Below are 25,076 nucleotides of genomic sequence, written 5' to 3' on the forward strand. Positions count from 1 at the left end.
GTCGCGCCGGGCGCCCTGCCACCCTGCGCGAAAGCCCGAAACCTGGTGAAGATATTAAGCGTTGAAGTACTTGGCTTCCGGATGCAGCAGCACGAACGCGTCGGTCGACTGCTCCGGATGCAGCTGCAGCTCCTCGGAGAGAATCACGCCGATTCGGTTGGCGTCCAACAACTCCACGAGCTTGGCCCGATCCTCCAGTTCCGGGCAGGCCCCGTAACCGAACGAGTACCGTGCGCCACGGTAGCCGAGTTTGAAGTAGTCGAGTACATCGGCGGGGTCCTCGTCCGCGACGGAATGTCCGTCCAGAGTCAGTTCTTCCCGGATGCGGCGGTGCCAAAACTCCGCGAGCGCCTCGGTGAGCTGCACGCCGATGCCGTGCACCTCGAGGTAGTCGCGGTAGTTGTCCTCCTTGAACAGGACATTGGCGAAGTCCGCGATGGGCTGGCCCATGGTGACCAGCTGGAACGGCATCACATCGACCTGGCCGGTCTCCAGCGCGCGCTCACGCGAGCGGATGAAGTCGGCGATGCAGAGGAACCGGTCGCGTTGCTGACGCGGGAATGTGAACCGGAAGCGTTCCGGCGCATCGGGTTTCGGCTCGGTGAGAACAATCACATCGTCGCCCTCGGACACCGCCGGGAAGTACCCGTACACCACCGCGGCGTGTTGCAGCACACCCTCGGCGATCAGCCGGTCCAGCCAATACCGCAGGCGCGGACGGCCTTCGGTCTCCACCAGGTCCTCGTAGGACTGGCCCTCGACGCCGCGCTGCCCGCGCAGGCCCCACTGCCCCAGGAACAGCGCCCGCTCGTCGAGCAGGCCGGAGTACTCGCTCAGCGACAAACCCTTGATGATGCGCGAGCCCCAGAACGGCGGCGTCGGCACCGGCAGGTCCGCGGCCACATCGGAGCGCTCGGGCACCACAACCGGCGCCTCGGCGGCCTTGCGTTCGGCGGCGATGCGCTTGGAACGCTCGTGCCGCGCCTTGCGTTCGGCGGCCTTCTCCCGTTCGGCGATGGCCTCGGGCGAGTTCGGATCCAGCCCGCCGCCCCGCTTGCGAGTCATGATCTCGTCCATCAGGTGCAGGCCCTCGAAGGCGTCACGCGCGTAGTGCACGTCGCCGGCGTAGACCTCGGTGAGATCGTTCTCCACGTACGCGCGGGTCAGCGCCGCACCACCGAGGAGCACCGGGAACTGCTCGGCGACACCGCGCGAGTTGAGCTCCTCGAGGTTCTCCTTCATCACCACGGTGGACTTCACCAGCAGCCCGGACATGCCGATCACATCGGCCTTCTTGTCCACGGCGGCGTCGAGGATGGTCGAGATCGGCTGCTTGATGCCGAGATTGACGACCTCGTAGCCATTGTTGGACAGGATGATGTCGACCAGGTTCTTGCCGATGTCGTGCACGTCGCCCTTGACAGTGGCGAGCACGATGCGGCCCTTGCCGGAGTCGTCGGTGGCCTCCATGTGCGGTTCCAGGTAGGCGACCGCGGTCTTCATGGTCTCGGCGGACTGCAGCACGAAGGGCAGCTGCATCTGACCCGAACCGAACAGCTCACCGACGGTCTTCATGCCCGACAGCAGCGTCTCGTTGATGATCTGCAGCGGTGGCACCTGCGCCATCGCCTCGTCGAGATCGGCTTCCATCCCGGCCTTCTCGCCATCGACGATGCGCCGCGCGAGCCGCTCGAACAGCGGCAGCGCCGCCAGCTCCTCGGCGCGTGACGCCTTGGAGGAGGCGGTCGACACGCCTTCGAACAGCGCCATCAGCTTCTGCAGCGGGTCGTAGTCCTCGGTGCGGCGGTCGTAGACCAGATCGAGCGCGACCTGCCGCTGCTCCTCGGGAATCCGCGCCATCGGCAGGATCTTGGAGGCGTGCACGATCGCCGAATCCAGACCGGCCTGGACGCACTCGTGCATGAACACCGAGTTCAGCACCTGCCGTGCGGCCGGGTTCAGGCCGAAGGAGATGTTCGAAAGACCCAGCGTGGTCTGCACATCCGGGTGCCGCTTCTTGAGTTCGCGAATGGCTTCGATGGTTTCGATGCCGTCGCGGCGCGACTCCTCCTGACCGGTGCCCAGGGTGAAGGTCAGCGTGTCGATGATGATGTCGGACGCTTCGAGGCCCCAGTTGTGGGTGATGTCCTCGATCAGCCGCTCGGCGATGGCCACCTTGTGCTCGGCGGTGCGCGCCTGGCCCTCTTCGTCGATGGTCAGCGCGACCACGGCCGCACCGTGCTCGGCGACCAGCGCCATGGTCTGCTGGAACCGCGAATCCGGTCGCGCGCCGTCCTCGTAGTTGACCGAGTTGATGGCGCAGCGGCCACCCAGATGCTCCAAACCGGCCTTCAGCACCGGGGTTTCGGTGGAGTCCAGCATGATCGGCAGCGTCGAGGAGGTCGCCAGCCGGGAGGCCAGCTCGGTCATGTCGGCGGCGCCGTCACGGCCCACGTAGTCCACGCACAGGTCGAGCATGTGCGCGCCGTCGCGAGTCTGGTCCTTGGCGATGTCGAGGCACTTCTGCCAGTCGCCGGCCAGCATGGCGTCACGGAAAGCCTTGGAGCCGTTGGCATTGGTGCGCTCACCGATCATCAGAATCGAGGCGTCCTGCTCGAACGGGACCGCGGAGTAGATCGAGGACACGCTCGGCTCGTGGACCGGGTTCCGCTTGGCCTGCTCGACCTCGCGGACCGCCTCGGCCATCTGCCGGATGTGCTCGGGCGTGGTGCCGCAGCAGCCGCCGACCAGCGACAGTCCGAACTCGGACACGAACTGGGTCATCGAGACGGCCAGATCCTCGGCGCTCAGCGGGTACTCCGCGCCCTTGGCGCCCAGCACCGGCAGACCGGCGTTCGGCATCACCGACACCGGCAGCTGCGCGTGCTTGGACAGATGGCGCAGGTGCTCGCTCATCTCGTCCGGACCGGTGGCGCAGTTCAGCCCGATCATGTCGATGCCGAGCTTCTCGAGCGCGGTCAGCGCCGCCCCGATCTCGGAACCGACCAGCATGGTGCCGGTGGTCTCCATCGTCACGTGCGTGATGATCGGAATCCGGCGACCGGCCTTCAGCATGGCGTTGTGGCTACCGGTGACCGCGGCCTTGACCTGCAGCAGGTCCTGGCAGGTCTCGATGAGAATGGCGTCGGCGCCGCCGTCGAGCATGCCGAGCGCGGCCTCGGTGTAGGCGTCACGCAGCGAGACGTAAGGCGCGTGACCCAGGGTGGGCAGCTTGGTGCCCGGGCCCATGGAGCCCAGCACGTAGCGCGGGGTGCCGTCGCCGGAGGGGCCCATCTCGTCGGCGACCTCGCGGGCCAGGCGGGTGCCGCGCTCGGACAGATCGCGGATCCGGTCGGCGATGTCGTAGTCGGCGAGGTTGGGCAGATTGCAGCCGAAGGTGTTCGTCTCGACGGCGTCGGCACCGGCCTCGAAGTAGGCGCGGTGGATGTGTCGCAGCACGTCGGGGCGGGTTTCGTTGAGAATTTCGTTGCAACCCTCGAGGCCGCGGAAATCGTCGAGGGTGAGATCCGCGGCCTGTAGCATCGTGCCCATCGCACCGTCCCCGATAACGACACGCCGTCTGAGCGTGTCCAAGAAGGTGGTGTCGAATTCGGCGCGGCTGCGTACAGACATGTACTCAAGAGTAGTGGGAAGCAGCGACAATCCCCGCGTCGGTGTGGTGTCGCGGCGCGACTCACACGTTCGGGGCCGCGAACCGCCCGGAGCGTGGCGGAGGGCGATCGAACTCCGTGCGTCGCATGCACACGGGGTCCTGCCACACATTAGGCTGACCGGGTGAACGCCAGTGAATCCCCGGTGCCACCCGAATCGGACCTGCCCACGCTGCGGGATCCGGTGCTCGTGGCCGCCTTCGAAGGCTGGAACGATGCCGCCGACGCCGCCAGTGGCGCGGTCGAACATCTGGAACTGATCTGGGACTCCCAGCCGCTGGCCGAGCTCGATTCCGAGGACTACTACGACTATCAGGTCAACCGCCCGACCGTGCGCCAGGTCGACGGTGTGACGCGCGAGATCGTCTGGCCCTCGGCCATGCTCTCGGTCTGCTCTCCCCCCGGCAGTGACCGGGACGTGGTGCTGCTGCGCGGGGTGGAACCGAATATGCGGTGGCGCAGCTTCTGCAATGACATTCTCGAGTTCGTGGAACAGCTCGGGGTGTCCACGGTGGTGATCCTCGGCGCATTACTGGCCGATACCCCGCACACGCGGCCGGTTCCGGTCACGGGGACCGCCTATAACAAGGAAGCCGCGGAGCGCTTCAACCTCGAGCAGACCCGCTACGAGGGACCGACCGGTATCACCGGGGTGCTGCAGGACGCCTGCGTGCGCGCGGGTGTGCCGGCCATCTCCTTCTGGGCCGCGGTGCCGCACTATGTGTCGCAGCCGCCCAACCCGAAGGCGATCATCGCGCTGCTGCACCGGGTCGAGGACGTGCTCGATGTGGAGGTGCCACTGGGCGCGCTGCCCGAGCAGTCCGAGGAGTGGGAGGTCGCGGTCAACGAGATGACCGCGGGCGACGAGGAGATCGCGGAGTACGTGCGCTCACTCGAGGAGCGCGGCGACGCCGAGGTCGACATCAACGACGCGATGGCCAAGATCGACGGCGACGCGATCGCCGCCGAGTTCGAGAAGTACCTGCGCCGTCGTGGTCGGGGTGGCTTCGGCCTCTGACCCCTTCATCCCACTATGTCCGCTTCAGGGTGAATGTCCCGAAATAGCTCGAAAATCATTGCCGCACCCGCGTTCTCGACGCGGGTGCGGCGGCGTTTCGGGCGGTGTGCCGAGCTAGTGCTCGACGGTCCAGACCTGAGCGGAAGCCTCGTGGGCCAGTTTCGCGATCAATAAGTCACGCGGAATGGTCTGCCCCGCAAGGTGTTCGAGCGATGGCACCACCACGTGGTGCGCGTCGGCCCGCTTGAGTTCGGCGGTCAGCTCCGCGAACGCGGTGCCATCGCCGGCGGTCGATTCATGGAAGGTCGCGGCGAAGCAGAGGCCCGCGGACTGAGCGAGCCCGCACATGGCGTTCTCCAGCTCGTCGCTGCGGCCGTCGGCCAAATCGTCACGCACGTACCCATAGATCAACGCTTCCACCCGAACCTCCGTTGGATTGGGGATCGCTGTCCTGATGTGTGCCCTGGTAAACAGTTTGGCGTTTTTGCGAATGCAATTGCAGATGTCAACCCACTGACATCCAGATGCCCTATCCGGGTCCATCCGCCGTTAACTGGTGAGATACTACAACTCGTGTCCGCCGGTGACGATCGACCTGTCTGGGCTGTCCGAATGCGTGCCGAACGTGATGCTCGGGGGTGGTCACAAGCCGACGCGGTGCGCGCGATGCGCGCCAAGTCGAGCCACAACCTCCCCACCGACAGCACACTGTTACGTAACTGGCGGCGTTGGGAATCCGGCGAATCGCGGCCCGACGATTTCTACGCCCCGATCATCGCCGCCTCTTTCGACACTGTGACGGCGGCGTTCTTCCCCAAGACCCGGCCCAATCGGGACGACGAGATGCTCTCGGCAACCGGACTGGACACCCTGGAATTCATTGGGCGGCTACGAATGTCCGATGTGTCGGCTTCCACACTGGACGCCATCCGCATCACCGCCGACCGGCTCTGCTCGGACTACCCGTGCGCCGATCCGCACGAACTGCACGCCGAGGGCACCGCCTGGCTGCGCCGCATCACCTCGCTGCTGGACGGCAGACTCACACTGGCCCAACACCGCGAGGTGCTGGTGCTGGCCGGATGGGTCGCCCTGCTGGTCGGCTGTGTCGACTACGACCTGGGCTGGCGCACCGCCGCCGAGGCCACCCGCCGCGCCGCGCTGTCGCTGGGCCAGGAGGCCGACCACGCCGAGATCATCGGCTGGGGAGCGGAAATGGCCGCCTGGTTCGCCCTCACCCAGGCCAACTACAAGGGCGCCATCGACGCGGCCGAGGCCGCGTACGCCACCACCGGCCACCTGGGCGTGGGTGTCCAGCTGGCCGCCCAGCGCGCCAAGGCCTGGGCCCGCCTGGGTGACCGCCGCGAGGTGGAAAAGGCGCTCACCCAGGGCCGTTCGATCCTCGAGGCGATCGAGCACCCGGCCAATCTGGAGAACCACTTCGTGGTGGATCCGCAGAAGTTCGACTTCTACGCCATGGACTGCTGCCGGGTCGCCGGGGACGACCGGCTCGCGGAAACCTATGCCCGCCAGGTGATCGCGACCTCCACCCGCCCCGACGGCAGTATCCGCAAACCCATGCGGGTGTCCGAGGCGCATCTGACCCTGGCCGTGGTCGCGGTGCGCGATCGCAATCTGGAGCTCGCGGTGGACGAGGGCATGCGCGCCTTCACCGGCAAGCGGCGCTCGCTGCCCTCGCTCATGTGGATCGCGGGCGAGGCGGCGCGGGAGATGGTCGCGCGCTTCCCCGGAGATCCGCGCACCAGAACCTATCTCGACCAGCTGCGCTCGCTCGCGGGCTGACCGCGCGCCCCGGCCGTGTTCCACGGCGGCTGTCGCGGGGCCTGGGTACGCTCCAGCGCATGGACTTCAGTCTCTGGACCTGCGCTGCCCGAGGGCACGAGACCTACGCCCCGACCGAGCCCGAGCTGAAGGCACGACTCCACGTCGCCACCCCGGCGGGCGAGTCCTGGCGCTGTCTGCGCTGCGGCGATTTCGTGCCGGGCGAGCCGCGCCGCAGCGGTCCCGCCGACGACGCGCCGGAGGTGCCGCGCGGGCACCTGCTGCGCGACCGCATCATCATGCGACTGCTGGCGGCCGAGCGGGTCGGCCGCGCGCTGGTGCTGATCCTGCTCGGCGCGGGCGTGCTGAAGCTGCGCGGTTCACGTGAGCACTGGAAGGCCAGCTGGGACAAGGACCTTCCGCTCATCCGCCAGCTGGCCGACCAGATCGGTTTCAACCCCGACCATTCCAAGATCATCCGGGGCATCGACACCGCCTTCACGCTCTCGCCGACGATTCTGATCTGGATCGCGGTCGCGCTGTTCGCCTACGCCACCATCCAGCTCGTCGAGGCCGTGGGCCTGTGGCTGGTCAAGCGCTGGGGCGAGTACTTCGCGGTGGTGGCCACCAGCCTGTTCCTGCCGCTCGAGGTGTACGAGTTGACCGAGAAGGTCACCTTCCTGCGGGTGGCCGCGCTGCTGGTGAACCTGGCCGCGGTGATCTGGCTGCTGTGGAGCAAGTCCCTGTTCGGCCTGAACGGCGGCGCGGCCAAGTACTACGCCGAGCACCACTCCGAGAGTCTGATGACCGTCGAACGCGCCGCCGTCGCAGCCGAATCCGACCCGCACGCCGCGAAGGCCGGTGCCCCACAGCGGTCCTGATCAGGCGGGCAGGTCCAGTCCCTTGGCCGGCACCGGCCAGGACTTCAGCAGTTCGTCGCGGAATACGCCCCAGGAGTGGGTGCCGTTGGCCGGCAGGTCCACGGTGGCCGGAATGCCGAGTTCGGTGAGCTTGGCGGCGAGGTTGCGGGTGCAGTAACCGGTGGCGGCCTCGATGGTGCCGTCGTAGATCAGGCGTCCAGGTGCACCGTCTTGTCCATGGCCGCCGAGTACACCTCGAGCGACAGGTTGCGGTCGTCGACGATGTCCGCGCTCACCACTTTCGACGCGTCGACGGTGGTCGCGGCGGTCAGCTGCGCCGCGGTGTCGGCGATGGCGCCACCGGCCGCATCGGGCTCCGCGCCCGCCGCCCCCGGCACGGTCGCGGCGATCGCCAGACAGCCGACGACCACCGCGTCCCGCAGTCGATTCCGCACAGCCACTCCCACTCTCGTCGAGCAGTGAGAGGGACTCTGCCATATCCGCCCGCGATCAGGGCGTGACGATGTTGAAGTTGGGGTCGGGCTTGTCCATCACGTCCACGAGCTGCTTCAGCTTGGCCGGATCACCGGTGGCCTTGATCGCCCCGGAGGCGACCTCCTTCACGAAGTCCTTGCTGCGCGTCATCACCGCGATGAGTTCGAGGCGCGGCAGGGTGAAGGTGGCGTCGGCGGCCGGGCCCTTGAAGTCCGGCGGCACCACGTAGTGGATGAGCACGCCGTTGCGCAGTTCGGTGCGGTAGGTCTTGTTCTCCTCCGGGATCACCCAGTCGTTGACCAGGTGCAGGTCCCACGCCTTGGGCCCGTTGATCTGGAAGGCCGCGGCGTCGAAGACCTGGTCCACGCTCAGCGCGCTGATCATCGACGCCGAGTTGGCCTTGGTCGGGGTGCCGAAGTTGCCGTTGCGCAACTCGTAGGCGCCGGAGAGGAAGAAGTTGCGCCAGGTGCCGTTCTCGGAGCCGTAGCCGAGCTGCTCGAAGGCGCTGGCCTGCAACATCTTCGCCTTCTGATTGTCGGGCTCGGCGAAGATCAGGTAGTTGAGCACCTGGACGCACCAGCGGTAGTCGCCGTCGGAGTAGGCCTTGCGAGCCACCTTCAGCACGCCGCTCGCGCCGCCCATGGCGTCCACGTGCCGCTTGCCCGACTCGACCGGCGGGTGCTCCCACAGATGCGCGGGATTGCCGTCGAACCAGCCCATGTAGCGCTGGTACACGGCTTTCACGTCGTGGCTGACCGACCCGTAATAGCCGTGGTTGTACCACTTCTGCTCGATGGCGGGCGGCATCTGGATCTGCTCGGCGATCTCGATGCCGGTGTAGCCCTGATTGAGCATGCGCAGGGTCTGGTCGTGCAGGTAGGCGTAGGTATCGCGTTGCAGCGACAGCCATTCGGTGAGCTTGTCCGAACCCCAGGTGGGCCAGTGGTGCGAGGCGAAGGCGACATCGGAGACGCCCGCGAACATGGTGATGGTCTCGGTCAGGTACTGCGACCACACGTGCGCGTCGCGAACCAGCGCGCCGCGCAGGGTGAGCAGGTTGTGCAGGGTGTGGGTGGCGTTCTCGGCCATGCACATAGCCCGGAAGTCCGGGAAGTAGAAGTTCATCTCCGAGGGGGCCTCGGTGCCGGGCGTGATCTGGAAGACCATGCGCACCCCGTCGATGGTCTCCTCCTGCCCGGTGCGGGTGATGTCGCGGTTGGGCGGGACCAGGCTCACGGTGCCGGTGGAGGTGGTCATGCCCAGGCCCGCGCCGACCTGGCCCTTGTCCCCGCGCGGCAGGGCCGCGCCGTACATGTAGGCCGAGCGGCGCGCCATGGCGGTGCCCGCGAAGATGTTCTCCGCGACCGCGTGTTCGACGAAGCCCTGCGGGGCGAGCACCGGAATGCGGCCCGAGGCAGCGTCTTCGGCGGTGATGACGCCCAGCGCGCCGCCGAAGTGGTCGACGTGCGAGTGGGTGTAGATCATGCCGGTGACGGGTTTGTGCCCGCGGTTGGCGAAGTACAGGTCCATGCCCGCCTTGGCGGTCTCGGTGGAGATCAGCGGGTCGATGACGATGACGCCGGTGGCGCCCTCGATGATCGTCATGTTCGACAGGTCCAGGCCGCGGATCTGGTAGATGCCCGGAACCACTTCGTAGAGGCCCTGTTTCACCACCAGCTGCGACTGCCGCCACAGCGAGGGGTGCACCGAGTTGGGACAGCTGCCCTGCAGGAAACCGTAGGAATCGTTGTCCCAGACGACATTGCCCTTGGCGTCGGTGACCCGGTCAGGTTGCAGCTTGGCGATGAAACCCTTGTCGGTGTCGGCGAAATCCTGGGTGTCGGAGAACGGCAGCGAGGACTGCGCCTTCGAGTGCTGATCGGTGATGTGACCGCTGGGATCGACCGAATTCTTGGACGCTTTCTCGGCGGCGGACCCGTTGTCGCTGTTGCTGTCGCAGCCGGTCACGGCCGCGCCGACACCGACCACCGCCAGCGCCGCCGCGCCTACCCCGAATACCCCGCGTCGGGACACCGTGAATCGGCCCTGCGTGGTGTCCCCGTGGTCCGTGCGGTTGTTCTCGGTCATCGGCGCGCTCCTGTCTCCATCCGGCTGACGTGCGTGGCAAGATCGGTTAGCTGAATATTCGCCAATCTTCTGGCCCGAGCCTCAGCCTACCTCGCTATTGCAGTAACACTGCAATATCATGGCCGTGTGACCTGACCCATACGCCGGGACCTGCGCGTGAGTGGCCCGGCCCGATGTGATCGGATTCCCCCATGAGCGAGGGCAAAGGCGACGGCCCGCGGCGCCGGCGCAATCCGCCGCAGACCCGCAGGGCCATCATCGAGGGCTTGCTGTCGGCGGTGCACGAGGGCGAGTTCGACCCCACCACCCGCGATATCGCCGAACGGGCCGGGGTGTCCGAACGCAGTATCTTCGTGCACTTCCCGTCCCGGACCGCGCTGCTCACGGCCGCGGTCGACCAGCAATCCGAGCAGGTCGAGGCGTTGATCGCCGACATCGATCCGGACCGGCCGCTGGAGCAGCGCATCGACGCGGTGGTGCGGCAGGGCGAGGCGATCTTCCGGTTGCAGCGTGAGCCGCGGGTGCTGGGCCTGATCGAGTCACTGCGCACGCCGGCGGTCGATGAACGGATGCGGCTGACCGACAAGCGGATTCGCGAGGCGCTGGCCCGCGGCTTCGCCCCCGAACTGGCCGCCGATACCAGTGAACAGTTGCTCGACCTGCTCGACGCCACCATCGGCTGGCCCTACCGCCACCACCTGATCGACCGGCGCGGGCTGTCGGCGCGGGCCGCGTCCGAGGCGGTCCGCCGCACCCTCGCCACCCTGCTCACACCAGCAAACTGAACCGACCGTTCGGATTCCGTGGCGTCCGAACAGGTTTCGCCCCCGCCCGAGTGGTCTCGCCCCACCTGCCTAAGTGATAGCCGGAGGTGCGCCGGGGACGAAGAACGCAATGAACACGGACACCACGCACACGATCAGGACCACCACCGTGGCCATGGCGATGGCGCGCGGCCCGTGCTCGCGATGCCCGTGGTGCAGGGAGTTGTTGCGCGCGAAGCTGATCCCCGCGAGGAACAGCAGCCCGACCGCCGCCAGCACGGGACCGATGGCCGCCGGCCGCCAGCCGCTGACGACCGCGTGGTTCACGAACAAGCCGGCGGTGCCCATGGCGGCGATGGCGGTGCGCCGCCAGGCCAGCGCGGTGCGCTCGGAGTAAAAGGTGGGTGCCTCGGTCATGTCCACACCGTCGCGACGGCCGCGAAGATCGACACGATGGCGATGCCGCCCGCCAGGATCGGCACCAGCAGCGTGTTCCCCAGCGCGTCGCCGCGGGTCATGCGGGCCTGCACGTCCCGCCAGTGCGTGTACGCCCCGACCGCCAGCGTGACCGCGAGCACGATGCAGCTCAGCGAGAGCGCGCGCCGGATCCCGGCGTGGTGGAACGACTGCACCAGGGTGTGGACCGCGACGCCGGCGGCGAGCAGCCCGAGCGAGGTGCGGATCCATGCGAGGTAGGTACGTTCGTTGGCGAGGGTGAAGCGGTAGTCGAGCGGCTGCTCCGCCTCACTCGCCGGCTGGCCCTGGTCTTCCACCCTCACCACCTGTCCGATAGCGCTGTCGCGGTCGTGGCGCACGAGCCCGCCGCCGACCCGATCATGACACGAATCGGGGCGAAAACGACGACACCGCAACTGCGGGCATTCGCCCGCAATTCGGGGCCGGGGCGCGTCGCGATCCCGTACGATCCCGGTTTACCTGCCGAACAACGGATTTCACGGCGGAGGCACGCCATGCAGTATCGGCCCACCGCACCGCAAGTGCTGACGGCGCTCGCGGAGCTCCTCGAATCGAGGCTGCTACCCGCCCTGCCGCCGGAGCTGCGCCATCAGGCCCGGGTCGGTGCGCATCTGGCCCGCGTGCTGGAACGGGAGCTCACCCTCGCGCCGCCTCCCGAATCCGACACTCCGGTCGACGAGTTCGACGACGCGGCGCTGTGGGCCGCGCTGGTTCCCGTGGTGCGCGCCGATCTGGCCGTCGCCAAACCCGGTTACGACGCGTGCCCGTGGAGGTCGAGGCGGGCGTCCGCGAAGTGGCTCGCGAGCACGGCGTTCCGATCCCGCACGTGCTGGCGGTGTGTACCGATACCGGCTATACAGCCGAGCCGTTCCTGCTCTCCGAGCGTCTCGACGGTGAGACCGTGCCACGGCGGGTGCTGCGCCTGGTCCACGACGCCGGGATCGGGGACCAGGTGGCCGGGCAGCTGGGTGCGGCGATGGCGCTGCTGCACGCGATCGACCCGGCGCGGGCCTCCCCCGCCCTGCCCGACGACCCCGACGGCCGTCCCGCGGAAGCGTTTCTGGCGCAGGGTGCCGCTGGAACGGTCCGGCGACAACAGGCGCTTCTTCGACCACCGTCGTGAGGACGCCCGCACCGACTGGGAGCGCGGCGGCCTGCCCAGCGCCGAATGGGAGGCGCTGCTGGCCGAGGCCCGCCACCGCGCCGACGCCGCCGGGCATCTGCGCTACGCCTGTCCCGCCGAGTACGGCGGCCGGGACGGCTCCAATCTCGATATGGCCGTGATCCGGGAGCATCTGGCCCGTCGCGGCCTGGGCCTGCACTGTGATCTGCAGACCGAGCACGCGGTCGTCGCCAACAATGTGGGTCTGCTGCTCATGCACGAATACGGTTCGCCCGCACAGAAATCGGCGTGGATCGACGGTCTGGCCACCGGCGACCGGTTCTTCGGCTTCGGCATCACCGAACCCGCCCACGGCTCCGACGCCACCTTCATGGAGACCACCGCCGTGCGCGATGGCGATCACTGGATTCTCCACGGCGAGAAGACCTTCAATACCGGCATGCATCACGCCGAGGCGGACCTGATCTTCGCCCGCACCTCCGGCAGTCCCGGCGACGCCACCGGCATCACCGCCTTCCTGGTCCCGGTCGGCACCCCCGGCTTCACGGTCGCCGAATTCCTGTGGACCTTCAATATGCCCACCGACCACGCCCACGTCGTCCTCGACGATGTCCGAGTCCCCGATACGGCCGTCTTCGGCCGGGAGGGTCGCGGCCTGGCCGTGGTCCAGCACTTCTTCAACGAGAACCGGCTCCGCCAAGCGGCATCCAGTCTGGGCGCCGCCCAGTACTGCATCGACGCGTCCATCGCCTACGCCAACCAGCGCACCACCTTCGGCACTCCCCTGTCCGCCAACCAGGCCATCCAGTTCCCGGTGGTGGAGTTGAGCACCCAGTGCGAGATGCTGCGCACCCTGATTCACAAGACCGCCTGGTCCATGGATCGGTACGGGCCGTTCACGCAATCCGCGCAGGTCTCCATGTGCAACTACTGGTCCAACCGCCTGTGCTGTGAGGCCGCGGACCGCGCCATTCAGATCCACGGCGGCCTCGGCTACTCCCGCCACACCCCGTTCGAGCACATCTACCGCCACCACCGCCGGTATCGAATCACCGAGGGCAGCGAGGAGATTCAGATGCGCCGCGTCGCGGGTTACCTGTTCGGTTTCATGCGCCAGTCCGCCCCCAAGGGCGTCTGACAAGCTACTTCAGCAGCCGCTGTTCGTTGGCGACCGCGACCGCCGCGGCCCGGGTGTCGACGCCGAGTTTGTCGTAGATGCGGCCCAGGTGGGTCTTCACCGTCGCCTCGCTGACGTGCAGGGCGCGCGCGATCTCGCGATTGCCCAGACCTTGGGCGAGCTGGCCGAGGATGTCGAGTTCGCGGGCGGTCAGCGCGGGCTGCGGGTTGCGCATGCGGTTGAGGACGCGGTCGGCGATCGGCGGGGAGAGCGCGGTGCGGCCCTGGGCGGCGGCGTGGATGGCGGCGAAGAGTTCTTCGGGCCGTTCGGCTTTGAGCAGGTAGCCGGTCGCGCCCGCGGCGATGGCGCGGGTGATGTCGGCGTCGGTGTCGAAGGTGGTGAGGACCAGGATGTAGGGGGCGGGCCGCACGGTGGTGGTGATGCGGCGGGTGGCCTCGATGCCGTCCATGTCGCCGCCGAGCTGCAGGTCCATCAGGACGACGTCGGGGTGCAGGCGTTCGGCGAGAGCCACGGCCTCCGGGCCGCTGCCCGCCTCACCGACCACCTCGATGTCGGAGGCGCTGCCGAGCAGGGCGCGCAGACCCGCCCGGACCACCGCGTGGTCGTCGCAGAGCACCAGGCGGACAGGGGTTTTCGCGTCGGTCACGGCCGCTCCAAGGGGACTTCGGCGGAGACGACGGTGCCGTCCCCGGGGGCGGATTCGACGGTGAGGACACCGCCGAGCTGGCGCAGGCGGGCGCGCATGGCGGGCAGGCCGTGGCCGCGGTCGGCGGCGATGGGCAGCGTCGCCGGGTCGAAACCCGTTCCGTCGTCGGCGATGTCGAGGACCAGGCGGTCGCCGAGATCGGTGAGGGTGATGGTGACGGTGTGCGCGTCCGCGTGCTCGCGGGCATTGGCCAGCGCGCCCTGCGCGATCCGCAGCAGCGCCGCCTCCACCCCCGCGGGCAGGCCCACCGCCGCGCCCTCGACGTGCACGCGCACGGTGAGGGTGTCGCCGCCCTCCCGCCGCGCCATCGCCTCCAGTGCCGCGACCAGGGAGCCGCCCGCGGCGAGGTCGGTCGGCGCGAGGTCGTGGACGAAGCGGCGGGCCTCGGCCAGATTGTGTTCGGCCACCCCGGCCGCGCCGCGCACGTGCTCGCGAGCCGCGCCCGGGTCGCTGTCCCAGATCCGGTCGGCGGCCTGCAACAGCATGCGCTGACTCGAAAGCCCTTGCGCGAGGGTGTCGTGGATCTCCATGGCCAGGCGCTGGCGTTCGGCGAGGGTGCCCGCGCGGCGTTCGGTGGCGGCCAGTTCGCGGCGGGTCGCGCGCAGGTCGTCGATGAGCGCGGCCTGCCGTTCGGTGGTGCGCAGCAGGCCCAGGAACAGCGCGGTGGTCAGGGCGGCGACCGCGGGCGGGGCCAGCAGCAGGTTCGGGTCGATCCAGCCCGCGAGCTTCAGCTGCGCCCACACCACGAACGCAGTCAGCCCGGCGACCAGGGCCAGCGCCACCCGCACCGGCAGGATCCGCAGCCCGGTGTAGAGCAGCGGGACCGCGCACCACGCGAAACTCGGTGCGAGCACGACCAGTACCGCCCAGCCCGACACCAGCAGCGCGAACCACACCAGCCGTTCGGAGGCGCGCAGTTCGCTCACCACGTAGAGCACGGCCAGCGCCAGCGAGAGCCCGATCACCCACGGCATGCGCGGACTCTCGGGATGCCGCAGCACGAATCGCAGCAGCGACGCGGCCAGCAGCACATAGAAGGCGCTGTGCACGATGGTGCCCAGCAGCCGGGTGTCGTCACGGGACGACGGCATGCGAACACCTCCTCGGCGACAGCGACGGGCAGACACCCTCATTCTGCCGTGCACGCGCGGCCGTCCGGGTCATCCGATCGGTTGATACGGGGTTCGGCCGGACCGCGCGCCGAATCCCAGCCGGTGCGCCGATGTGCCGGGACGTTCCGGGCCGCACGCTGGATGACGAACCGAGCGAACAGCTTTCACCGGAATCCCAGGAGGATGTCATGACCCCCGAGCAGCCCGCGAACCCCACTCGCAAGCGCCTGATCATCGGCGGCGCGGTCGCGGCCGTCGCGGCGGCCGGGGTGATCGGCGTGGTGTCGGTCAACGCCCAGGATCCCGACCCGGGCACGAAGACCCCGGTCGCGGCCGATGTGGCCAATGGCAACCTGGCGCAGAGCACCCACCTGACCATCGCCGCCGCCACCAAGGCCGCGCAGGCCGCCCTGGACGCCGCGGTCAAGGAGAACCAGCACGTGACAGTCGCGGTGGTGGACCGCGACGGCAATACCGTCGTCACGCTGCGCGGCGACGGCGCGGGCCCGCAGTCCTACACCTCCGCCCAGCAGAAGGCGTTCACCGCGGTGTCCTGGAACGCCCCGACCTCGGTGCTGGCCAAGCGTCTCGACGGCGCGCCGCACCTGGCCGACATCGACGGCACCCTGTTCCTGGGCGGCGGCGCGCCGGTCACCGCCAAGGGCGGCGCGCCGATCGCGGGCATCGGAGTCGCGGGCGCGCCGAGCGGCGATCTGGACGAGAAGTTCGCGCAGGCGGGCGTCGCCGCGCTGGGCAACTGATCCTCCGGTTCACACCTCGCCATCAGGACCGTGAGCAGCGGAACCGGTCACCCCGGCCGGATCGGGCGCGCCGACACTCGGCACGATTCCGAACCGGTCGGCAGGGGGTACTAACCTTCTCCCGGTGACCGAGTCCGCTGACGGATTGCTGCCCGACCCGAAGGGGGCCGGGTCCGAGGAGATTCCAAGCGCGGAGAGGCGGAGCGACGTCGACCGGCTGCGGTTGTTCTCCTTCGCCACCGCCGAGAAGCGGGCCGACTACCTGTGGGTTCTCCGGGCCTTCGACACCGCCCGCGCCGCCTATGTGGTGCTGCTGCACGCCTCCGACGTGGCCGACACGCTCGAACGTTGCCCGGGCGCGCCCGCGCTCACCGCCACCGAGGTCGGGCCGCTGCTCGAACAGCTGCATCACTGGGGCGTGCTGGAACGCAGTTACGACGGCACCCGCGCGGCCACCCTGGCCGAGTACCGGAACCGGCACTTCGTCTACCAGTTCTCCCAGGCCGGATATCAGGCCTTCCGCGCGGTGTCCGACGTGCTCGACGCCCGGCTCGACGAGGCCGCGCTCTCGCGGCTGGTGCTGCCGGAACTGCTCGCGGATCTGCACACCCTGGCCGAGGCCAACAAGAGCGCCGACGCCCCGCGCGTCTACCGGGTGCTGAACCGGCTCGACCGGGCGCTCACCGATCTGGCCGAACGAGCCGCGCACTTCTATCTGACCCTGGGCGATCTGGTCCGCACCACCGAGGCCACCCCCGAGGCGTTCCTCGCGCACAAGGACGCGCTGCTGGCGCACATGCGCGAATTCTCCATGGACCTGGCGCGTTTCGCGCCCCGGCTGGCCACCGCCATCCGCGAGGTCGAGGACACCGGAGTCGAGGACCTCATCGAACGCGCCGCCCGCTGCGACGAACGGGTGCTGCTCGACCCCGAAGAACGCCAAGCGGATTGGCGAGCCCGCTGGCAGGGCCTGCGCGGCTGGTTCATCGGCGACGACGAGGGCGGGCTCACCGAATGCGAGCGGCTGCGCGAGGCCACCATGAGCGCCATCGCCGCCGTGCTGTCGCTGCTGCGCCGGGTGACCGAGACCCGCAAGGGCGGCGTCAGCCGCGAATCCGCGCTGCGGCACCTGGCGGGCTGGTTCACCGCCGCCCCCAGCGCGGACGCCGCGCACGCCCTCTACGACGCGGTGTTCGGTCTGGGACGACCACGGCACCTGGCCATGCAGCATCCCGACGCCGACGTGATCCCGGCCATCCGATCCTGGTGGGACGCACCGCCGTTGGAGATCGCCCGCACCCTCGCCGAGACCGGGCGGCCGCCCACGCCGGGCGCGCCCGCGCGGCTGCAACGCAATGACGCCGGCATCCGGCGGCTGCGCCAGGCCCAGCTGGACGCTCAGCGCGCCCGCGCCGAGGCCGCGCGCTCGCTGGCCACCGCCGACCTCTACGACCGCGAACTCGACGAGGGCGAGACCGAGGTCCTGCTGAAACTGCTCGACGCCGCCTCCACCGCGTGGGTGCCGGTGAGCGGCCGGGTGCCCGGCACCTCCGGTTCCGACAACGGCGTCACCCTCACCGTCTCCGAACACGAGGGGTCCACGCTGGTCCGCACCTCCAAGGGCGTGCTCTACCTGAACAACCGACGCCTGGAAGTGCGCGAGACGGCCTCCCTGCGGGGACGCAAATCCCCTGCGGCGCAGAAGGATCGGATCGACTCACCGCCACCGGGCGACGAGCCCGGCGGCCAGGGCGGGGAGGTCCGCTGATGCACGCGCGCACCATCGATTCACTGGCTCTGGACAGCTACCAGCGCGCCGCCCGGGTCATCCTGGCCAACCATCTGGTCACCCGCACCTACCCCGATCGGATCGCGCTGCCGCTGTTGCGGCGGTGGGCGACCGAACTGCGCGAGGATCTGGCCGAACTGTTCGGCTATCGCCTCGAGGTCACCGAGACCACGGCGCGTCTGTTCCCGGTCCTCGACGAGCTCGACGCGGGCCGTCCCGCCCGCACCACCGGCGACCGCGTCTTCGACCGCCGCCGCTACGCGTACCTGGCGCTGGCGCTGGCCGCGCTGGGCCGCGCCGGGGATCAGATCACCTTGTCGGAGTTGGCCGATCAGGTGGCCGCCTACACCGAACGGGTCGACGGGCTCGAGCTCGCGCCGGACCGGGCCGCCGATCGGGACGCCTTCGTCGACGCGGTGGGCTGGCTGGCGGCGCGCGGCGCGGTCACCCTCGCCGACGGTGACGCGGGCGGCTGGGCCAGCGACCCCGAGGCCGGGGAGGCGCTCTACGACATCGACCGGTCCATCGTGTTCGCCCTGTTCCGGCCGCCACGCGCGCTCCAGCACCTGCAGAGCGTGACCGGGCTGCTGTCGGAGGCGGCGGGCGGCGGAGCCGAAACCCGTTCCCCCGCACAGGCCGCGGCGGCCCGCCGGGTGCGCCGGGCGCTGGTCGAGAAGCCGGTGGTCTACGCCGACGAACTCGACGAACCCGAACGGTCGCTGCTGGCGCAGGAGAAACTGGTCACCGAGGTCGAGTCCCTGACCGGGCTGAAGGCCGAGCGGCGCGCGGAAGGCGTTGCGCTGATCGACAGTTCGGGCCGGCTCTCCGATGTGCGCTTCCCCGGCACCGGCACCCTCGCCCAGGTGGCGCTGCTGCTGGCGGGTGAGATCGCGGACCTGGTCCTCGACATCGACAATCCGGTCGAGCGCAGGCCGCGCCCCGAGCGTCCGTACACCGATCTGGTGGAACAGCTCGACAGCGCCATCCCCGCCAGCACGGTCTTCGCGCCGCTCGCCGATCCCCTGGATGTGTTCGGCGCCCAGGAGGATTCGGACGAGCCCGCCGAGGAGCCCGAGATCCCGGAGTTCCCGTTCCTGGAATCCTCGTGGATCCGCGACACCGTGAAGATGCTCACCGACCGCTACGGCAATACCTTCGCCGCGCAGTGGCAGGCCGATGTCGCGGGGCTCACCGGCGAGGTGGTGTCGCTGCTGGAACGGCTACGCCTGGTGGAGCTGGTCGACGGCGGGCTGCTCATCCTGCCCGCGCTGGCCCGCTACCGGGGCGCGATCGTGACCATCCGCACCCGCGCGGAGTCCGAATTGTTCCTCTCCCCCACCGAACTCGGCGCGGACGACGCGCCCACCGACAGCACCGCGGGCACTGCGCCCGACAGCACAGCGAAGGGATCGGGGAACTGATGGCCGACCACATTCACGGTGGAGTGCGCTTCGTCCCGACCCGGGCGGGCATCATCAACCTCTGGGACTACCGCGACCAGGAATTCTGCTTCGCCGACGGCCGCCTGGTGCTGCGCGGCCCCAACGGCTCCGGCAAGACCAAGGCCCTCGAGGTGCTGTTCCCGTTCGTGCTGGACGGCCGCATCGAGCCGCGCCGCCTCAACCCGTTCGCGGGCGAGGAACGCACCATGAAGTCGAACCTGCTGTACCGCAAGCAGGAATCGGCCTACTCGTACGTGTGGATGGAGTTCGCGCGCGGTGACTGGGGCTCCCCCGAGACCGTCACCATCGGCATCGGCATGCGCGCCACCCGCTCCAACGACAAGGTGACCCGCTGGTACTTCGTCGCCGACGGCCGTGTTGGCGTGGACTTCTCGCTGCTGGGCCCCGACGACCGGCCGCTGACCCGCAAGCAGCTGGCCGAGCAGATCGGCTCCGACACCATCGTGGACCGGCCGGTCGAGTACCGGGCGGCCATCGACGCCCGCATGTTCGGGCTCGGGCAGCAACGCTACGACCAGCTGATCAATCTGATCCTGACGCTGCGCCGCCCGCAGCTGGCCAAGAACCTGGACCCGCGCGGACTCTCGCAGGCCCTCACCGACGGCCTGCGCCCGCTCGACGAACAGCTGATCCTCGACGCCGCCCGCTCCTTCAGCGATATGGAGGAGGTCGGGCGCACCCTCGAGGGGCTGGTGCAGGCCGACACCGCGACCCGCGATTTCGTCACCGTCTACCGGAAATACCTGGCCGTGCAGGCGAAGACGGACGTCGACCAGGTGCGGACGCGTCTGGACACGGTCACCCACACGGGCACCGCCCTGCACGCCGCGGCGGCCCTGCGCACCCGCCGCGACACCGAACGCGGCGCCGCCGAGACCCGCGCCGAGGACGCCGACCGCGCCTACGAACAGGCCCTCGCCGACCGCGAGACGTTGCAGCGCTCCAGCGCCTACGAGGGCAAACAGCAGCTCGACGACCTCGCCGACGCGGTGCGTCGCCTGGAGACCTCCGCAGCGGTCCACCACGACAAGGCGCTGAAATCCCGTCAGACCGTGGACCAGCGGCTCGAGGAGGCCGAGCGGGCGCAGGCGGCGGTCGCCCATGCCGGCTCGGCGCTGTCGCGCGGCGAGGACGAATTGCGTGCGGTCGCCGAGGAAGCCGGCATTCCCTGGACCACGCTGCCGGAATCGGCGCGCGCCGACCATCTCACCACCACGGTCCGCTCGCACGCCGAGGAACGCGACGGCGACGTCCGCGCGGTCCGGCGGGCGCTCACCCTGGTCGACCAGGCGGGCACCGAACGCACCCGCGCCGAGCGCGCCTCCGGCCGCGCGGCCGAACTGCGTGATGCCGCGGCGGCCGAGCTCGCCGAGGCCGAAGCCGCTGTCGCGCTGGCCCGTTCGAATACCGCCATCACCCTGCGCGACTGGTGGGACACCCATCGCGAGGTGTACACCCCCATCCGCACCGGGCTGTTCGAGTCGCTCAACGAGGCCCTCGGTGAAGTCGGCACCGAACCGCTCACCCGCGGTGGCGGCGCACCGAACGGCCGCGCCAAGAAGACCAAGAACACGTCCGGCACCGAGACCACCGCGACCGGCGAATCCGCCGGGGCCGCACCGGGTGCCGAGGCCGCGCTGGAAGACCTCCCCGTCCCCGCCACCCCGGCGGAGGTGCTGGCCGAGCGCACCGAACCGCTCACCGAGGAGATCCGCGGCCGCCGCCAGGAGGCGCGCGCCCGCGCCGCCCAGGCCACCGCCCGCGCGAGCGAACTGCGGGCCGAGCGGGAGCGGGTGGCGGCCGAACGCGACGACGCGCCACCGGCTTTCGCGGCCCGTACCGACGCGCGCGCGGAGCGTCCCGGCGCGCCGCTGTGGCGTCTGGTCCGCTTCGCCGACGGTGTCGCGCCGCAGCAGGCCGCCGGGCTCGAGGCGGCGCTGCAGGCCGCGAACCTGCTCGACGCGTGGGTCTGCGCCGAGACCGAGCTGCCGCCGCACGCGTCCGACCAGTTTCTGGTGCCGCTGCCGCCCGAACAACGGCCCGGCGGGCGCACGCTCGCCGATGTACTGGTCGTGGAGGACGATTCACCGTCACTGACGGTTCCCCGGGAGACCGTCGCCGGGGTGCTCGCCTCCATCGCCCTCTACGAGTCTCCGCACGCGGCGGCCATCGGCGCGGGAGCGGACAAGGCGCACATCGTCTCCGGCGCGGCCGCACAACCGGTCGGCGTCGAGGGGCAGCTGACCATCGCCACCGACGGCCGCTATCGCCAAGGCGTCCAGTCGGGTCGGCACGTCAAGACCGACGCCGAATTCGTCGGCACCACCGCCCGCGCCCGCCGCCGCGAATCGCGGCTGGCCGAATTGGCCGCTGCCATCGAAACGGCCGTCGCCGAGGCCGAGACCGCCCAGACCGAGGAGCAGGCCGCCACGGCCGAGCTGGGCCGGATTTCGGCCGCCGCCAAGGCGCTTCCGCGCACCACCGCCGTGACCGCCGCCCTGCGCGGCGTGGCCGAGGCGGCGGGCATGCTGCGCTCGCGCTCGGAGGCGGCCGCGCAGGCCGAGCGGGATCTCGATCAGGCGGTGGCCGAATACACCAACGCGGACAAGAAGGTCCGGGCCATCGCCGCCGACCACCGCGCGCCCCGCGATCCGGTCGAGCTGGACGCGCTGGCGGCCGCGGTGCGGCACTTCGAGAACGCCGGAACCGCGCTGCTGCGTCTGCGCGGCGACCATCAGCGCGAACACGAGCGGGCCCGCGAGGCCGGGGACCGCCTCGACGAATCCAAGGATCTGGCCGAGGCGTTCGCCGAGGAGGCCGAGGCCGCCCGCTCCGGATACGAAGAGCAGCTGCGCAAACTGGAGACCCTGCGCGAGGCGCTGGGCGCCGGAGCCGCCGACATCGATCGCGAACTGGAATTGGCCCGCGAACGCATCGACGCCGCCCGCGCCGAGCAGAAGGCCGCGCGCAAGGCCGCCGCCGAGGCCATCGAAGCGGTCGGCGCCGCCGAGGGCGCGCACCGCGCCGCCCACGACACCCTGGGCACCGCGCTCACCGAATTGCTCGCCGACGTCCGCCATCTCGCCCCCTACGCGCGCCCGGACCTGCTCAGCCTGCTGGGCGCGCCCGCCGACAGCCGCTGGCCCGCGAGCGACGCCGCCTGGTCCACCCCCGAGCAGCTGCTGTACCGCATCGAGAACGGCGATCCCGAGCAGGAACCGGCCGTGCTGCCCGCCGAGGTGGCCGCGCTGTTCGAGAACCTCGCCACCGCAACCGCTTCGGTGCGCGCGGGCGAGGCGGCCCGCAAGGCCACCCGCAGCGCCGTCACCACCGCCCTGCAGGAGTTCGACGCCGCGCTCGCAGCCGCGCGCCAGGACTACCGCCTGCACTGGGACGCCGCCGACGGCCTCACCGTGGTGCAGGTGCACGACGACCACGGACTGTCCTCGCTGGCCGATTTCGCCGAGCGCATCGGCGGGGCCCGGCGCGATCAGGAACTGCTGCTCACCGACGCCGAGCGCCGCATCCTCGAGGACGCGCTGCTGACCGGGCTGGCCCAGCAGATCCACGAACGCACCTCCGACGCCCGCGATCTCATCTCCCGCATGGGCGCGGAGATGAAGCAGCGCCGCATGTCCTCGGGCAACACCATCGGCGTGCACTGGGTGCTGGCCGACAACCTGTCCGAGCCGGCGCGCGCGGTGTGCAAGCTGCTCGACCGCGACTCCGCCGATCTCACGCCGGAGGACCTGTCGACCGTCCGCGCCTATTTCGCGGCCGAGATCCGCACGGCCCGCGCCGCGCACCCGGAGCGCTCGTTCCCCGAGATCCTCGCGGCCACCCTCGATTACCGCACCTGGCGGGTGTTCTCGTTCACCATCCTCACCGCCGACGGCACCGAGGACCGCCTGACCGTGGCCCGCCACAGCGCGCTGTCGGGCGGCGAACAGTCGGTCTCGCTGCACCTTCCGCTGTTCGCTGCCGCGCATGTGATGCTCGACTCCGCCGACCCGCAGGCGCCGCGCCTGCTGGCGCTGGACGAGGCGTTCGCGGGCGTCGACGACAACGGCCGCAGCGAACTGCTCGGGCTCTCGGTGCAATTCGACCTCGACCTCTTCATGACCGGCTACGACCTCTGGATCACCTACCCGCACGTGCCCGCCTGCGCGCACTACGATCTCGCGCACTCGGCGGCCGAGAACACCGTCAGCGCCACACTGCTGGTGTGGGATTCGGACGATCTGCTGGCCGAGCACGACGGCACCGACCTCACCTCCGCGCTCGGCTCCCCCAACCGACGGCGCCTGCCACACGGCCTGGAGGGCGCGATCCCGATGGACGAGGAGCTCGAGCTGACCGATTGACCCGATCCGGGCGTCGGCAACCCCACTGGACACCGGCCGCAGCGGCTGGTTCGTCCTGCCCGGACGGACACCCCAATCCGCGTGTCGCAGTGCGGCGCGCCGTAAGGATTGGACCAACGGCAAACCAACAGTTTCGCGGTTGGGCGTGTATCGACTAGAAATGTCTTCCGTGCCTACCGGAATCACGTGCCAGCCATCGGGAGTCCCTGGACGGGGGACCAATTGACGATCGACAACCCGCGCGAGGACGACGTCACCCAGCTGGCCCTACGGGTCGAGAAGGCCCGCGGCCGGCTGGCCTACCAATACGATCCCGCGCTGACCGACGCGCTCTCGGAGAACGAACTCGTCGCCGAGCGTGAGCTGGCCGAACGCATTCGCGAACAAGAGCGCGCGCAGCGCTGGAAGTACGCCGAAGCCACCGCGGCCGCGGCGGATCGCGCCCGCCAGACCACCACAGAGATTGAGAAGGCCGACATTCGCGACTTGCTGCTCGCCCGCAAGGCGATCGCCGCACAACGGCGGGAATCGAGCCCGCACGCCAAACTGGCGTCGCTGTACAAGCATCGGGCGTGGAGCCAGCGCGCGCTCGCCGGTGTCGTCGCGGCCGGCATGCTCTGGTCCGCGGTCAACGTGCAGCACAACATCGCCCCCGGCGGCCCCTCCGATCCCCTCTACTGGTTCAGCTACCTGCTCGAAGGCATGATCTCGGTCTGCCTCGTGATCATCATGATCGGCACCAACAAGGTCGCCGAGTGGGGCGTGATCGACAGCCGCCGCCAGGTCGTGGTCGCCGAGATGGCGCTGCTGAGCCTGACCGTCATCCTCAACACCTACCCGTACCTGAAGAACGGCAGCTGGTACGACGTGGCCGTGCACGCCATCGCGCCGGTGATGATCGGTGTGGCGCTGCTGATCCACAATGCCGCGGCCTCCCGGTACGGTCTGGCCATCGTGCGCGCCACCGACCAGATCCGGGACCTGCCCGATCCGGGTGAGCAGATCCGGCGCGCCATGCCGACCGTCGTAGCCTGGCCGACCCGCCCGACGCCGCCGTCGGCCGGCGGCACCGCCACCGGACCCGCCGCGCTGACCGCGGGACCCGCCGAGGCCGAGAAAACCGTTGACGCAGAAGCACAAGTGGTCGAACCTCGGCCCACCGCCAAGGCCGAAAGCCAGGCGGAACCCGCGAAGTCTGCGGACAAGGAGCGTCGCTCGGCGACGGGCAAAAGTCGCAAGCCCGACGAGGACGAACGGTCACCGCTCGCCGATCTGACCGATCCCGTCCCTCCGCTGAATGTCTATGACACCGGCCAGTTCCGGATCGCCGAGACCCTGGAGCAGGAACTCGCCGAACTGCAGGCCGCCCGCCGCCGGGCTCGCGCCGCGTCGCGCCCCCGCAATGGCGCCGCCGTCGACGACTGAGACGCGAACGACCGCGCTCGTGACCTGACGAACGACATCG

18 protein-coding genes and 1 pseudogene are annotated in these 25,076 nt (G+C 69.8%); 11 read left to right on the forward strand and 8 right to left on the reverse strand.

The window, feature by feature from the left end; translation table 11 throughout:
* Window positions 1-54: 54 nt before the first annotated feature.
* Window positions 55-3,633 carry a methionine synthase gene (gene metH, locus ACWEOI_RS14125; RefSeq protein WP_452359847.1) on the reverse strand — a complete coding sequence of 1,193 codons (3,579 nt, stop codon included), beginning with the start codon at window positions 3,631-3,633 and terminating at the stop codon, window positions 55-57.
* Between the two features lie 162 nt (window positions 3,634-3,795).
* Between metH and ACWEOI_RS14130 the strand changes: the two genes are divergently transcribed.
* Window positions 3,796-4,689, forward strand: coding sequence for a PAC2 family protein (locus ACWEOI_RS14130; RefSeq protein WP_357085358.1), 894 nt, complete (start codon window positions 3,796-3,798; stop codon window positions 4,687-4,689).
* Window positions 4,690-4,803: 114 nt separating this feature from the next.
* Here the strand turns inward: ACWEOI_RS14130 and ACWEOI_RS14135 are convergent, their stop codons facing one another.
* Complete coding sequence (locus tag ACWEOI_RS14135) at window positions 4,804-5,109, reverse strand: hypothetical protein (protein WP_357284077.1); 306 nt, start codon at window positions 5,107-5,109, stop codon at window positions 4,804-4,806.
* A gap of 246 nt (window positions 5,110-5,355) precedes the next feature.
* On the opposite strand from ACWEOI_RS14135, the gene ACWEOI_RS14140 reads away from it, so the two are divergent.
* Entirely contained in the window at window positions 5,356-6,492 is a 1,137-nt protein-coding gene (locus ACWEOI_RS14140) for an XRE family transcriptional regulator (RefSeq protein ID WP_452359848.1), read from the forward strand.
* 59 nt (window positions 6,493-6,551) lie between these two features.
* A complete protein-coding gene (locus ACWEOI_RS14145) occupies window positions 6,552-7,352 on the forward strand; it encodes a DUF2127 domain-containing protein (protein WP_433666106.1) in 801 nt (266 codons plus the stop codon).
* A 188-nt stretch (window positions 7,353-7,540) separates the two neighbouring features.
* On the opposite strand, the gene ACWEOI_RS14150 is transcribed toward ACWEOI_RS14145, so the two are convergent.
* A complete protein-coding gene (locus ACWEOI_RS14150) occupies window positions 7,541-7,786 on the reverse strand; it encodes a hypothetical protein (protein ID WP_452359849.1) in 246 nt (81 codons plus the stop codon).
* Window positions 7,787-7,841: 55 nt separating this feature from the next.
* The gene (locus ACWEOI_RS14155) at window positions 7,842-9,914 is read right to left on the reverse strand and encodes an alkyl/aryl-sulfatase (protein ID WP_452359850.1); all 2,073 of its coding nucleotides are present in this window, start codon (window positions 9,912-9,914) and stop codon (window positions 7,842-7,844) included.
* 191 nt (window positions 9,915-10,105) lie between these two features.
* Here ACWEOI_RS14155 and ACWEOI_RS14160 point away from each other — a divergent pair, with 191 nt between their 5' ends.
* Window positions 10,106-10,699 (forward strand): TetR family transcriptional regulator, encoded by a 594-nt coding sequence (locus ACWEOI_RS14160; protein ID WP_433666109.1) that lies wholly within the window; start codon window positions 10,106-10,108, stop codon window positions 10,697-10,699.
* A gap of 69 nt (window positions 10,700-10,768) precedes the next feature.
* On the opposite strand, the gene ACWEOI_RS14165 is transcribed toward ACWEOI_RS14160, so the two are convergent.
* Together ACWEOI_RS14165 and ACWEOI_RS14170 are read right to left on the reverse strand one after the other, a co-directional pair.
* Window positions 10,769-11,095 (reverse strand): DUF202 domain-containing protein, encoded by a 327-nt coding sequence (locus tag ACWEOI_RS14165; RefSeq protein WP_452359851.1) that lies wholly within the window; start codon window positions 11,093-11,095, stop codon window positions 10,769-10,771.
* Window positions 11,092-11,451, reverse strand: a complete 360-nt coding sequence (locus ACWEOI_RS14170; protein WP_433666111.1) for a DUF202 domain-containing protein — start codon at window positions 11,449-11,451, stop codon at window positions 11,092-11,094. Before ACWEOI_RS14170 ends, ACWEOI_RS14165 begins: the two co-directional genes overlap by 4 nt.
* Window positions 11,452-11,921: 470 nt before the next feature.
* Here ACWEOI_RS14170 and ACWEOI_RS14175 point away from each other — a divergent pair, with 470 nt between their 5' ends.
* Entirely contained in the window at window positions 11,922-12,278 is a 357-nt protein-coding gene (locus ACWEOI_RS14175) for a phosphotransferase (protein ID WP_452360144.1), read from the forward strand.
* Window positions 12,226-13,416, forward strand: a pseudogene (locus ACWEOI_RS14180) (acyl-CoA dehydrogenase family protein); the annotation flags it as partial. The gene ACWEOI_RS14175 and the pseudogene ACWEOI_RS14180, both read left to right, overlap by 53 nt.
* A 4-nt stretch (window positions 13,417-13,420) precedes the next feature.
* Here ACWEOI_RS14180 and ACWEOI_RS14185 read toward each other — a convergent pair.
* Entirely contained in the window at window positions 13,421-14,062 is a 642-nt protein-coding gene (locus ACWEOI_RS14185; protein ID WP_452359852.1) for a response regulator, read from the reverse strand.
* Window positions 14,059-15,213, reverse strand: a complete 1,155-nt coding sequence (locus ACWEOI_RS14190) for a histidine kinase (protein WP_433666112.1) — start codon at window positions 15,211-15,213, stop codon at window positions 14,059-14,061. Before ACWEOI_RS14190 ends, ACWEOI_RS14185 begins: the two co-directional genes overlap by 4 nt.
* 209 nt (window positions 15,214-15,422) lie before the next feature.
* Here ACWEOI_RS14190 and ACWEOI_RS14195 point away from each other — a divergent pair, with 209 nt between their 5' ends.
* The 5 genes from ACWEOI_RS14195 to ACWEOI_RS14215 all read left to right on the forward strand — a co-directional run bounded on the left by ACWEOI_RS14195 (window position 15,423) and on the right by ACWEOI_RS14215 (window position 25,036).
* Entirely contained in the window at window positions 15,423-15,995 is a 573-nt protein-coding gene (locus ACWEOI_RS14195) for a heme-binding protein (protein WP_433666113.1), read from the forward strand.
* A 217-nt stretch (window positions 15,996-16,212) separates the two neighbouring features.
* Window positions 16,213-17,763: a TIGR02677 family protein gene (locus ACWEOI_RS14200; RefSeq protein ID WP_452360145.1), complete on the forward strand. Its 1,551-nt coding sequence runs from the start codon at window positions 16,213-16,215 to the stop codon at window positions 17,761-17,763.
* Window positions 17,763-19,205 (forward strand): TIGR02678 family protein, encoded by a 1,443-nt coding sequence (locus tag ACWEOI_RS14205; protein ID WP_433666114.1) that lies wholly within the window; start codon window positions 17,763-17,765, stop codon window positions 19,203-19,205. Before ACWEOI_RS14200 ends, ACWEOI_RS14205 begins: the two co-directional genes overlap by 1 nt.
* Window positions 19,205-23,611, forward strand: a complete 4,407-nt coding sequence (locus ACWEOI_RS14210; RefSeq protein ID WP_452359853.1) for an SbcC/MukB-like Walker B domain-containing protein — start codon at window positions 19,205-19,207, stop codon at window positions 23,609-23,611. Before ACWEOI_RS14205 ends, ACWEOI_RS14210 begins: the two co-directional genes overlap by 1 nt.
* A gap of 222 nt (window positions 23,612-23,833) precedes the next feature.
* Window positions 23,834-25,036 (forward strand): hypothetical protein, encoded by a 1,203-nt coding sequence (locus ACWEOI_RS14215; RefSeq protein WP_452359854.1) that lies wholly within the window; start codon window positions 23,834-23,836, stop codon window positions 25,034-25,036.
* Window positions 25,037-25,076: the final 40 nt, after the last annotated feature.

This window comes from Nocardia sp. NPDC004340 (assembly GCF_053602575.1).

Coding starts and splice junctions, on each gene's coding strand:
- metH (WP_452359847.1), bottom strand. CDS start 3,633: ATGTCTGTACGCAGCCGCGCCGAATTCGACACCACCTTCTTGGACACG.
- ACWEOI_RS14140 (WP_452359848.1), top strand. CDS start 5,356: ATGCGCGCCAAGTCGAGCCACAACCTCCCCACCGACAGCACACTGTTA.
- ACWEOI_RS14145 (WP_433666106.1), top strand. CDS start 6,552: ATGGACTTCAGTCTCTGGACCTGCGCTGCCCGAGGGCACGAGACCTAC.
- ACWEOI_RS14155 (WP_452359850.1), bottom strand. CDS start 9,914: ATGACCGAGAACAACCGCACGGACCACGGGGACACCACGCAGGGCCGA.
- ACWEOI_RS14160 (WP_433666109.1), top strand. CDS start 10,106: ATGAGCGAGGGCAAAGGCGACGGCCCGCGGCGCCGGCGCAATCCGCCG.
- ACWEOI_RS14165 (WP_452359851.1), bottom strand. CDS start 11,095: ATGACCGAGGCACCCACCTTTTACTCCGAGCGCACCGCGCTGGCCTGG.
- ACWEOI_RS14190 (WP_433666112.1), bottom strand. CDS start 15,213: ATGCCGTCGTCCCGTGACGACACCCGGCTGCTGGGCACCATCGTGCAC.
- ACWEOI_RS14195 (WP_433666113.1), top strand. CDS start 15,423: ATGACCCCCGAGCAGCCCGCGAACCCCACTCGCAAGCGCCTGATCATC.
- ACWEOI_RS14205 (WP_433666114.1), top strand. CDS start 17,763: ATGCACGCGCGCACCATCGATTCACTGGCTCTGGACAGCTACCAGCGC.
- ACWEOI_RS14210 (WP_452359853.1), top strand. CDS start 19,205: ATGGCCGACCACATTCACGGTGGAGTGCGCTTCGTCCCGACCCGGGCG.